Annotated in this window: 11 protein-coding genes and 1 rRNA gene; 10 read left to right on the top strand and 2 right to left on the bottom strand. The window is 71.1% G+C overall.

What is annotated here, in order from left to right:
* The first annotated feature begins 210 nt into the window (after window positions 1–210).
* From rrf to ACIP79_RS38465, 3 genes are all read left to right on the top strand, one after another.
* Window positions 211–327 (top strand): 5S ribosomal RNA (gene rrf / locus ACIP79_RS38475).
* 143 nt (window positions 328–470) lie between these two features.
* Window positions 471–1,958 (top strand): hypothetical protein, encoded by a 1,488-nt coding sequence (locus ACIP79_RS38470; protein WP_401231571.1) that lies wholly within the window; start codon window positions 471–473, stop codon window positions 1,956–1,958.
* Entirely contained in the window at window positions 1,850–2,737 is an 888-nt protein-coding gene (locus ACIP79_RS38465; protein WP_401231568.1) for a hypothetical protein, read from the top strand. Before ACIP79_RS38470 ends, ACIP79_RS38465 begins: the two co-directional genes overlap by 109 nt.
* 66 nt (window positions 2,738–2,803) lie before the next feature.
* Here the strand turns inward: ACIP79_RS38465 and ACIP79_RS38460 are convergent, their stop codons facing one another.
* Window positions 2,804–4,093 carry a DUF1015 domain-containing protein gene (locus tag ACIP79_RS38460; protein WP_401231548.1) on the bottom strand — a complete coding sequence of 430 codons (1,290 nt, stop codon included), beginning with the start codon at window positions 4,091–4,093 and terminating at the stop codon, window positions 2,804–2,806.
* 72 nt (window positions 4,094–4,165) lie between these two features.
* On the opposite strand from ACIP79_RS38460, the gene ACIP79_RS38455 reads away from it, so the two are divergent.
* From ACIP79_RS38455 to ACIP79_RS38440, 4 genes are all read left to right on the top strand, one after another.
* Complete coding sequence (locus ACIP79_RS38455; protein ID WP_401231545.1) at window positions 4,166–5,194, top strand: HAD hydrolase-like protein; 1,029 nt, start codon at window positions 4,166–4,168, stop codon at window positions 5,192–5,194.
* 121 nt (window positions 5,195–5,315) lie between these two features.
* Complete coding sequence (locus ACIP79_RS38450; protein ID WP_383682891.1) at window positions 5,316–6,359, top strand: FecCD family ABC transporter permease; 1,044 nt, start codon at window positions 5,316–5,318, stop codon at window positions 6,357–6,359.
* Complete coding sequence (locus ACIP79_RS38445; RefSeq protein ID WP_401231542.1) at window positions 6,356–7,453, top strand: FecCD family ABC transporter permease; 1,098 nt, start codon at window positions 6,356–6,358, stop codon at window positions 7,451–7,453. Before ACIP79_RS38450 ends, ACIP79_RS38445 begins: the two co-directional genes overlap by 4 nt.
* Window positions 7,450–8,343, top strand: coding sequence for an ABC transporter ATP-binding protein (locus ACIP79_RS38440; RefSeq protein WP_401231540.1), 894 nt, complete (start codon window positions 7,450–7,452; stop codon window positions 8,341–8,343). Before ACIP79_RS38445 ends, ACIP79_RS38440 begins: the two co-directional genes overlap by 4 nt.
* Here the strand turns inward: ACIP79_RS38440 and ACIP79_RS38435 are convergent.
* Window positions 8,327–8,674: an SCP2 sterol-binding domain-containing protein gene (locus ACIP79_RS38435; RefSeq protein WP_401231538.1), complete on the bottom strand. Its 348-nt coding sequence runs from the start codon at window positions 8,672–8,674 to the stop codon at window positions 8,327–8,329. The two genes, ACIP79_RS38440 and ACIP79_RS38435, sit on opposite strands and share 17 nt — an antisense overlap.
* Window positions 8,675–8,716: 42 nt before the next feature.
* Here ACIP79_RS38435 and ACIP79_RS38430 point away from each other — a divergent pair, with 42 nt between their 5' ends.
* Genes ACIP79_RS38430 through ACIP79_RS38420 form a run of 3 tightly spaced genes read left to right on the top strand, consistent with a single transcriptional unit; the run spans window position 8,717 to window position 10,747 of the window.
* The gene (locus ACIP79_RS38430) at window positions 8,717–9,022 is read left to right on the top strand and encodes a hypothetical protein (protein WP_401231535.1); all 306 of its coding nucleotides are present in this window, start codon (window positions 8,717–8,719) and stop codon (window positions 9,020–9,022) included.
* A 7-nt stretch (window positions 9,023–9,029) separates the two neighbouring features.
* Window positions 9,030–9,845 carry a TlyA family RNA methyltransferase gene (locus ACIP79_RS38425; RefSeq protein WP_401231532.1) on the top strand — a complete coding sequence of 272 codons (816 nt, stop codon included), beginning with the start codon at window positions 9,030–9,032 and terminating at the stop codon, window positions 9,843–9,845.
* Window positions 9,842–10,747: an NAD kinase gene (locus ACIP79_RS38420; protein ID WP_383682880.1), complete on the top strand. Its 906-nt coding sequence runs from the start codon at window positions 9,842–9,844 to the stop codon at window positions 10,745–10,747. Before ACIP79_RS38425 ends, ACIP79_RS38420 begins: the two co-directional genes overlap by 4 nt.
* Window positions 10,748–10,857: the final 110 nt, after the last annotated feature.

The raw sequence follows: 10,857 nt of genomic DNA, 5'->3' as shown, positions 1-10,857 counted from the left end.
GGTTGATAGGCCAGATGTGGAAGCCTCGTAAGGGGTGAAGCTGACTGGTACTAATAGGCCGAGGGCTTGTCCTCAGTTGCTCGCGTCCACTGTGTAGTTCCCAGACAACGAACGGTTGTGCTGGCTGAACAGTTCCACTAATCAATTGAATAGTGTGCTTGTTCGCTGCCCGTTCGAGGACCCACTTTAATGTGGGGAGTCTGACAGGGTTTCGGTGGTCATAGCATAAGGGAAACGCCCGGTTACATTCCGAACCCGGAAGCTAAGCCTTATAGCGCCGATGGTACTGCAGGGGGGACCCTGTGGGAGAGTAGGACGCCGCCGAACAAATCTTGAGGACCTCAGGTCCCAGCGACTCGCTGGGACCTGAGGTCCTTTTTTGTTTTTCCGAAGCGCGCTGGGTACCTGGCTGCGCGAGAATGACTTGCGGTACCGAAGACAGGAGTCACCCATGTCCACCAACTCTCCCGATGAGCGACCGGAGCGCGACCAGCGACGCCGGGACAGTGGTGACCGCGGCGGCTACCGCGGGGGCCCTCGCCGAGACAACGATCGCCGTGACGGTGATCGTGCGGGGCAGGGCCGGCCCGACGCCAGGACTGGCGGTGACCGTGGCGGTTTCCGGCGCGACGACAACCGCCGGGATGACAACCGGCGTGACGACAACCGTGGTACCGGCGGCTTCCGTGGCCGTGACGACCGGCGGGAAGGTGACCGTGGTGGTCGCCCTCCGTTCCGGCGTGACGAGCGTCCCAGCGGTCCGCGTCGCGACGACCGGGACCGTGGAACCGGTCGGGAGGGCGACCGTCCGGCCTTCCGTCGTGACGACCGGCCCACCAGCGGGCCCCGTCGTGATGACAACCGTGGTGGTAGTGGTCCGCGGCGTGATGATGACCGTGGTGGCAGTGGTTTCCGTCGTGACGACCGGCGTGATGACCGTCGTGACAGTGGCGACCGTGGCGGTTTCCGGCGCGAGGGCGATCGGCCGCCGTTCCGCCGTGACGACAACCGCGGCACCGGCGGCTTCCGCCGTGACGACCGCCCGACCAGCGGGCCGCGCCGCGATGACCGGCGTGACAGTGGTGACCGCGGTGGGTTCCGCCGTGACGACCGCGGCGATGCCCGTCGCGACGACCGTCGTGACGACCGCCCCGCCTTCAAGCGTGACGACAGGCGCGGCGACGACCGTGGGTTCCGCCGCGACGACAACCGCCCGACCGGCGGCTTCCGTCGTGACGACCGGCCCACCAGTGGTCCGCGCCGTGATGACAACCGTGCCGGTAGTGGTCCGCGGCGTGATGATGACCGTGGTGGCAGTGGTTTCCGTCGTGACGACCGGCGGGATGACCGTCGTGACAGCGGTGACCGTGGTGGTTTCCGTCGGGACGACCGTGGAGATGCCCGTCGTGACGACCGTCCGCCGTTCCGGCGCGATGACAACCGCCCGACCGGCGGCTTCCGTCGTGACGACCGGCCCACCGGCGGGCCCCGTCGTGATGACAACCGTGCCGGTAGTGGTCCGCGGCGTGATGATGACCGTGGTGGCAGTGGTTTCCGTCGAGACGACCGTCGTGACAGCAGTGACCGTGGTGGTTTCCGTCGGGACGACCGCGGCGATGCCCGTCGTGACGACCGTCCGGCGTTCCGCCGAGACGACGACCGGCGGGACGACAACCGAGGCGGTGGATTCCGCGGTCGTGACGACAGGGGAGCCGGTCCGCGACGTGACGACAGGGGCGGCGCTCGCTCCGGCGGCTTCCGGGGCCGGGACGACCGGCGCGGTGACGACCGTCGGGGTGGCGGCGGTTTCCGCGACGAGCGCGACCGGGACCGTGAGCCGATCAAGCGGCTGCCGATCCCCGAGGACGTCACCGGCGACGAGATCGACAAGGACGTACGGCAGGAGCTGCAGAGCCTGCCCAAGGGGCTTGCCGAGGATGTCGCAAAGAACCTGGTGATGGTCGCCCGGCTCATCGACGAGGACCCCGAGGAGGCGTACGGCTACTCGAAGGTGGCCCTGCGTCTGGCGTCGCGCGTCGCCGCCGTACGGGAAGCGGCCGGTTTCGCCGCGTACGCGAGCCAGAAGTACAGCGAGGCGCTCGCCGAGTTCCGGGCCGCCCGCCGTATGACCGGCGGCGTGGACCTCTGGCCGGTCATGGCGGACTGCGAGCGCGGTCTCGGCCGGCCCGAGAAGGCGCTGGACATGGCCGGTGCGCCCGAGGTACAGAAGCTGGACAAGGCCGGGCAGGTCGAGATGCGTCTCGTGGCCGCCGGTGCGCGACGGGACATGGGCCAGATCGAGGCCTCCATCGTCACCCTCCAGAGCCCCGAGCTCGCCTCGAACTCCGTGCAGCCCTGGACCCCGCGACTGCGCTACGCCTACGCCGACGCGCTGCTCGCCGCCGGCCGGGACGGCGAGGCGCGCGAATGGTTCGCGAAGGCCATCGAGTCCGACAAGGACGGCAGCACAGACGCCTCCGACCGGCTGGCCGAGCTGGACGGCGTCGAGTTCGTCGACGCGTTCGTCGAGGACGACGACGAGGACGAGACGACGGCGATGCCGGTGACGGAGGTGTCAGCGACGGACGCCCCGGCTCCGGTCGAGTCCGAGAGCGACACCCCGACCGAGTTCGCGGACGACGAGGACGACGACGAAGACGAGTTTCCGGAGGACGAGTCGACGCCGGACGACGGTGACGGCGACGAGGATGGGTCCAAGGGCGCGCCTCAGGGCTGACGCCGCGCGGGACACGTAGAAGCGGACGGGTGGGACTCCGGAAGGGGTTCCGCCCTTCCGTGTCTGTCAGCCCGCGAGTGCCCGGAGGACCAGACCCGAGGCCGGTTTCGGGCCGAACGACGTCGACTTGCGGGGCATCGTGACGCCCTGGCGGGCCAGTTCGCGTACGACCTCCTCGCGGACCGGATGCATCAGGACCGCCGTGCCGCCGTCGCGCTCCGCCTTGTCGACGGTCGCCTCGGTGTCGTGGATGTACGCGATGTGCTCCGGCGAGTCCTCCGGGATGCCCCAGACGTGTTCGAGGAGCGTGGCGTGCAGGACGGTCGCGTCCAGGGTGCGCCAGGCCTTCGGGTGGTCTTCCGGGATCGTACGGTCGAGGAGGGCCGGGGACGGACGGTCGACCAGGTGGAAGGCTCCGTCGCCGGCCAGGAGGAAGGCGTTTCCGTCCCTGGCCGCCGTGGCCAGGGCTTCCATGGCCTTGGCGAGAGGCACGTCGAGGCGGCGTACGCGGAAGTTGTCCGTGACGGCGGCCAGGGCGTCCGCGACCGGCAGGCGGTGCAGGAGGCGGTGGATCGCCCGGACACGGAGGGGGTAGCGCGTGGTGTCGACCAGGAGGACCAGGCCGTAGTCCCAGGGGCTGGGGGAGGGATGCTCCGCGCGTAGACGCAGATACGTCGCCCAGCGGTGATGGCCGTCGGCGATGAGGGCCTGGTGGTGGCCGAGGTCCGTCCGGATCTCGGCCAGGTCGGCCGGGTCGGTGACCGCCCACAGGCGGTGGCTGAAGCCGTCCTCCGTGGTGGTGGAGAGGAGCGGCGGACGCTGGGCCGTGCGTTCGATGACGGCGGCGGTGCCCGTCCGGGAACCGTTGCCGCGATATGTCAGCAGCAGGGGTTCGAGGTTGGCGGAGGTGGCGCGCATCAGGGCCGCGCGGTCCGCGACGACGTGCGGCATCACGTCCTCGTGGGGGAGGACCACGCCGTCCGAGGGCTCCGACAGCCGCAGGGCACCGATGATGCCGCGTTGCAGCATGCCGCCGTCGCGCTGTTCGTAGACGTACAGACCCGGCTCGCTGTCGGTGGTGAGGACGCCCTCGGACAGCCAGCGGTGCAGGGTTTCGGCGGCCTGCTGGTTGCGCGCGGTGGGGGTCGGGTCCTGCGGGAGGATCAGCCTGACGATGTTGTGCGGGTCGGCGGATTCCAGGTGGTGCAGACCGTCCGGCCGTACGACGACGTCGTACGGCGGTGAGGTCACGGCGGCCAGGCTGCCGACCCGGTCGGGGTCGTAGCGCAGGCCCCGGAAGGGGTTCAGATCAAGGCCCATGCGTGCGGGTACGTGCGCGGGACCTGCATAGTTCATTCAGGCATCGTAAGTGTGTCAGTGGCATGCGCGATGATCGGGGCAAAGGGATCGAATGAGGAGCGATGCGGAATGAGCCAGACCGTCAGGACGCGGCCCGAGGGCAGTGCGCAGGCCCTGAGCGAGGCGTACGACACGGCTCTGCTCGACCTGGACGGAGTGGTGTACGCGGGCGGGAACGCCATCGCGCACGCCGTTGAGTCCCTGGGCACGGCCGGCTCCGGTGGGATGCGTCTCGCGTACATCACGAACAACGCGTTGCGTACGCCGGACGCGGTGGCCGAGCACCTCACGGAGCTGGGGATACCGACTCAGGCCCCGGACGTCATCACCTCGGCGCAGGCCGTGGCCCGGCTCATCAGCGAGCAGGTGCCCGCGGGCGCGCGTGTGCTGGTCATCGGCGGAGAGGGGCTGCGGGTCGCGCTGCGCGAGCGGGGGCTCGAACCGGTGGAGTCGGCGGACGACGACCCGGCGGCGGTCGTCCAGGGATTCGGCGGCCCGGATCTGCCCTGGGGGCGTTTCGCGGAGGCGTCCTACGCCGTAGCGCGCGGGGTGCCGTGGTTCGCGTCCAACACCGATCTGACGATCCCGAGCGCACGCGGGATCGCCCCCGGAAACGGCGCGGCGGTCGAGGTCGTACGCATCGCCACCGGAGCCGAGCCGCAGGTGGCGGGCAAGCCGCTCCCCCCGATGCACCGCGAGACGATCCTGCGGACAGGCGCCGAGCGGCCGCTGGTCGTCGGTGACCGCCTCGACACGGACATCGAGGGCGCGTTCAACGGCGAGGTGGACTCGCTGCTCGTACTGACCGGCGTCACGGACGGCCCGCAGCTTCTCGCCGCCCCGCCGCGGCACCGGCCGACGTATGTCGACGCGGATCTGCGCGGTCTGCTCACCGGCCAGCCCGAGGTCACCGAGGCGGCGGACGGGTTCCGCTGCGGCGGCTGGACGGCGACGGCCGGGAGCGACCGGCTGGAACTCAACGGGGACGGCGAGGCGCTGGACGGGCTGCGGGCGCTGTGCGCGGCGGCGTGGACGGCGGCAGGCGACGGATCCTGCGAGCTGGACGGAGGGAAGGCGCTGGCGCGGCTGGGCCTCTGAGCGAGGGGGACCCCGGCGGCGCCGTGCCGTGCGAACGGGCCCCCGCCGGGGCGGGCGCAGGGCCGCTCAGCTGCGGTGACACGGGATCCGGCCGCATGCGAGGGTAGGCTAACCTAACCGGGTGTTGGTAGACAGCCCTCCCGAACAGCGCGCGGAGACCGCCGCCGCGCCCCCGACCCGCCGGGCGATACGTGCCGTCGGGCTCCTCGCCTCCCTGGGTCTGCTGGTGCTCGTCGCGCTGGCGAGTATCGCGATCGGTGCGAAAGCGCTGCCGCTGGACCAGGTCTGGCACGGCCTGTTCCACGACTCGGGGACGTACGCGGACGTCGTGGTCGGCGACCGGCTCTCCCGTACCGTCCTCGGGCTGCTGGCCGGCGCCGCGCTGGGGCTGGCGGGGGCCGTCCTCCAGGCGCTGACGCGCAACCCGCTGGCCGACCCCGGCCTGCTGGGGATCAACGCGGGCGCGTCCGCCGCGGTCGTCACCGCCATCACGTACTTCGGTGTCACGAGTCTGAGCGGCTATGTCTGGTTCGCCTTCTTCGGGGCGGCCGCGGTGGGTGCGCTGGTCTGGTTCCTCGGCGGCAGCCGGGGGGCGACCCCGGTGCGGCTCGCGCTCGCGGGTACGGCGATCAGCGCGGCGCTCTACGGCTATCTGCAGGCCGTGATGATCACGGACGGCGCGGCGCTGGGCAAGATGCGGTTCTGGACCGTCGGCTCGCTGGCCTCCGCCACCGACACCACCATCAAACAGGTGCTGCCATTCCTGGCGGTCGGCACCCTTCTCGCGCTGGCGCTCGCCAGGCCGCTGAACGCCGTGACCATGGGCGACGACACCGCCCGCGCGCTCGGCGCCAACCTGAACCGCACCCGCGCGCTGTCCATGGCGGCCGCGACCGTGCTGTGCGGCGCGGCGACCGCGGCCTGCGGGCCGATCGTCTTCGTCGGCCTGATGGTCCCGCACGTCGTCCGCTCCTTCACCGGGCCCGACCTGCGCTGGATCCTGCCGTACGCGACCGTGCTGTCGCCCGTGCTGCTGCTCGGCGCCGACGTCGTGGGCCGGATGGTCGCGCGGCCCGCGGAGTTGCAGGTCGGCATCGTCACCGCGGTCCTGGGCGGCCCGGTCTTCATCCATCTCGTACGACGGCGGAGGACGGCGCAGCTGTGACCACCACACGCAATCCGGCGACGCGCGAACCGGACGCGCGTCCCCCCGCCCTCCGCGTCCGGGGCACCCGAGCCGTCAGGACACCCGGCGGGCTGTCGGTCCGGCTGGACGTCCGGGCGTTCACGGTCGTCGTCCTGCTGCTGGCCGCGGCGCTCACCGCGAGCGTCGTGCTGATCGGTACCGGCGACTTCCCGATCTCGGCGCCGGACGTGCTCAGGACCCTGTTCGGCGAGGGCACCGCGATCCAGGAGTACATCGTCGACGACCTGCGGCTGCCGCGGGTCATCGTCGGTCTGCTGGTGGGTGCCTCGCTCGGGCTCGCCGGCGCGGTCTTTCAGTCCATCTCCCGCAATCCGCTGGGCAGTCCGGACGTGCTCGGCCTCGGGCAGGGTGCGACGGCCGGTGCGCTCATCATGATCGTGCTGTTCTCGGGGAGCGCGAACCAGGTCGCTCTCGGGGCGCTCGCGGGCGGCCTGGTGACCGGGCTGGCCATCTATCTGCTCGCGTGGAAGCGAGGCGTGCACGGCTATCGACTGGTCCTGGTCGGTATCGGCGTCTCCGCGATCGTCACGGCGGTCAACGGCTATCTGCTCACCAAGGCCGACATCGTCGACGCGGCCCGCGCGGTGGTCTGGATGACCGGTTCGCTCAACGGCCGTGACTGGACCCAGGTGTGGCCGCTGCTCGTCATGTGCGCCGTGCTGGTGCCGCTGGTCCTCGGCAACGCGCGCGGGCTGCGCATGACGGAGATGGGCGACGACGTCTCGTACGCGCTCGGAGTGCGGGTCGAGCGGACGCGGCTGCTGCTGATGCTGGCCGCCGTACTGCTCACCGCCGGCGCCACCGCCGCTGCGGGCCCGGTCGGCTTCGTGGCGCTCACCTCGCCGCAGCTCGCCCGCCGGCTGACCCGGTCACCGGGGCCGAACCTGGTGCCCTCCATGTGTATGGGCGCGACCCTGCTGATCGTCGCGGACTGGGCCTCCCAGCGGGCCTTCGGCGCCGACCAGCTGCCCGTGGGGGTGGTCACCGGAGTCCTCGGCGGCGTCTACCTGCTGTGGCTGCTGGTCACCGAGCGGAAGGCGGGCCGGATATGAGCGCCGGGCGGAAGGCGGGACGGCCGGAAGCGGACGCCGCAGCGAACGAGAAGAACAAGAGGAGCACCACCACCGTGAACCGCCTGTCCGCCGAGAACGTCACCCTCGCCTATGACCAGCGCGTCATCACGGAGAAGCTGTCGGTGGAGATCCCCGACAACTCCTTCACGGTGATCGTCGGCCCGAACGCCTGCGGCAAGTCGACACTCCTGCGCGCCCTTTCACGGATGCTCAAGCCCGCTCAGGGCCGGGTGCTGCTCGACGGGCAGGTCATCCAGTCGATGCCCGCGAAGAAGGTCGCCAGGACGCTGGGGCTGCTGCCGCAGTCCTCGATCGCGCCCGACGGGATCACCGTCGGTGACCTGGTCGGCCGGGGCCGCTATCCCCACCAGGGGCTGCTGCGGCAGTGGTCCACGGAGGACGAGCGGGTCGTCCGGGAGTCGATGGCCTCGACGGGCGTCGCCGAACTCGCCGATCGCTATGTCGACGAACTGTCCGGCGGTCAGCGGCAGCGCGTGTGGATCGCGATGGCCCTCGCGCAGCAGACACCGCTGCTGCTCCTCGACGAGCCCACCACGTATCTCGACATCCAGCACCAGATCGACGTCCTGGACCTCTGCGCCGAACTGCACGAGGAACAGGGCCGCACCCTGGTCGCCGTACTCCACGACCTCAACCACGCGGCCCGCTACGCCACCCACCTGATCGCCCTGCGCGAGGGCGAGGTCATCGCCGAGGGCGCGCCGGGAGACATCGTCACGGCCGGACTGGTCGAGGAGGTCTTCGGACTGCGCTGCCAGGTCATCGAGGACCCGGAGACGGGCACACCGCTGGTGGTGCCGGCGGCGCGCAGGGCACGCGCGCGGGTGGCCGCTACAGAAGCTTCCTGAGGCGCAGCAGATCCAGGACGCTCGCCTCCAGCTTCACCCGGCCCGAGCCCCAGGCCTTCGCGAAGTGCAGCTCGCCTTCGACCATGGCGACCAGATCGTCGCCTGACATGGCCAGCCGGATCTGGGCCTTCTCGCGCGGCGGCCCCTGGAGGGTGTCCAGCACCTTGATCCGGCCGTCCTGGAGGCGGCCGACGAAGGTGACGTCCAGATCGGTGACACGACAGCTCAGCGAGCGGTCGAGAGCCGCCGCCTCGCGTACGCCCCCGTCGGCACCAGCCATGTTGTCCGCAAGCTTCTCGAGCGCGCTGCGGCACTCCTCGATCGTCGCCATCGTGATCGACGGTACCGCAGCGCTTCGGGGTAGCGTCGGGGCATGAGCGACTCAGTTCCCCAGACCCCGTCCACGCAGGACGAGGTCCCGGAGCCGGAGGTTCCGGCCGAGGCCGAACCCACGTACGACCTCGCCGCCCCGGCCCCGCTGAACGTGCCTCGCATCCCCACCGGCAACGCGGACATCGACACCCAGCTCGACCGGCTGGCCGACGCCGACCACCTCGCCACGGACGGACACGTCGAGGTGTACGAGGATGTACACCGGGGGCTGCGCGACGCGCTCACCGCGCTCGACGTCCGCCCGGGACCCCCGGCGCCCCCATCGCCGTACGACCGCAGGAGCTGAACCGAACGTGGCAGGAGTGGCACGCCGCCGCCTGGACGCCGAGTTGGTCCGCCGCAAGCTCGCCCGCTCGCGTGAGCACGCCGGACAGCTGATCGCCGCGGGGAGGGTCTCCGTCGGCAAGACCCTCGCGGTCAAGCCCGCCACGCAGGTGGAGACGGCGGCCGCGATCGTGGTGACACGGGACGACAACGACCCCGACTACGTCTCGCGCGGCGGGCACAAGCTCGCCGGCGCGCTGGAGGCCTTCGTCCCTCAGGGGCTCAAGATCGAGGGCCGGCGGGCGCTGGACGCCGGAGCGTCCACCGGCGGCTTCACCGACGTACTGCTGCGCGCGGGCGCCGCTCATGTGGTCGCCGTCGATGTCGGCTACGGTCAACTCGCCTGGTCTCTGCAGAGCGATGAACGCGTCACCGTCAAGGACCGTACGAACGTACGCGAGTTGACGTTGGAGGCGATCGATGGGGAGCCCGTGGATCTTGTTGTCGGGGATCTGTCCTTCATCCCGCTCGGCCTGGTGCTGCCCGCCCTCGCGCGGTGCACGGCGCCCGACGCCGATCTGGTGATGATGGTCAAGCCACAGTTCGAGGTGGGGAAGGAACGGCTGGGCAGCGGCGGTGTCGTGCGCAGCCCGGAGCTGAGGGCGGAGACCGTGCGCGCGGTGGCCGAGCGTGCCTGGGGACTCGGGCTCGGGGTGCGGGGGGTCACGGCCAGTCCGCTGCCGGGGCCTTCCGGCAATGTCGAGTATTTTCTGTGGCTGCGTGCCGGAGCACCCGAACTCGACCCGGCAGACGTTGACCGTGCAGTGGCGGAGGGGCCGCGTTGACACAGACCCGAGCTCGTACAGTTTTCCTGCTCGCCCACACCGGGCGGCCCGCTGCGATCCGCAGCGCCGAACTCGTCGTTGAGGGGCTGTTGCGCTCCGGGATCGGCGTGCGGGTGCTGGAGGCGGAGGCGGCCGACCTGCCTCTGCCGTCGGCCGTGGAGCTGGTGAAGGAGGCCACACCGCAGTGCCTCGACGGCTGCGAGCTGCTGATCGTGCTCGGCGGTGACGGGACGCTGCTGCGCGGCGCCGAGTTCGCCCGCGCGTCCGGGGTGCCGATGCTCGGCGTCAACCTCGGCCGCGTCGGCTTCCTCGCGGAGGCCGAGCGCGACGACCTCGACAAGGTCGTCGACCGGGTGGTGACCAAGGCGTACGAGGTCGAGGAGCGGATGACCGTCGACGTCGTCGTGCACCAGAACGGCAACATCGTGCACACCGACTGGGCGCTCAACGAGGCCGCCGTGCAGAAGGTGTCCGCCGAGAAGCTCCTCGAAGTGGTGCTGGAGATCGACGGACGGCCGGTGACCGGCTTCGGCTGCGACGGGATCGTCTGCGCGACGCCGACCGGCTCGACGGCGTACGCGTTCTCCGCGGGCGGGCCCGTGGTGTGGCCGGAGGTCGAGGCGCTCCTGATGGTGCCGATCAGCGCGCACGCGCTGTTCGCGAAGCCGCTGGTGACCTCGCCCGACTCGGTGCTCGCCGTGGAGGTGCTGCCGCACATTCCGCCGGGGGTGCTGTGGTGCGACGGCCGGCGCACGGTGGAGCTGCCGCCCGGCGCCCGGGTGGAGGTCCGGCGCGGAGCCGTGCCGGTGCGGCTGGCGAGGCTGCACCACGCCTCGTTCACCGACCGGCTGGTGGCGAAGTTCGCGCTGCCGGTCTCCGGGTGGCGTGGGGCGCCGCACTGAGGGTCGGCGGGGGCCACCCCCGTGTGCGCGGGGAGCAGAGTATCCGGAACTCGTCCAGGACGGAGACGACCGGATCATCCCCACGTGCGTGGGGAGCCGCGCTGTCAACG

Origin of the sequence: Streptomyces sp. NPDC088747, assembly GCF_044751025.1 — a bacterium.
In the GTDB taxonomy this organism is placed as follows: domain Bacteria; phylum Actinomycetota; class Actinomycetes; order Streptomycetales; family Streptomycetaceae; genus Streptomyces.
This window is presented reverse-complemented; position numbering and strand designations above follow the sequence as displayed.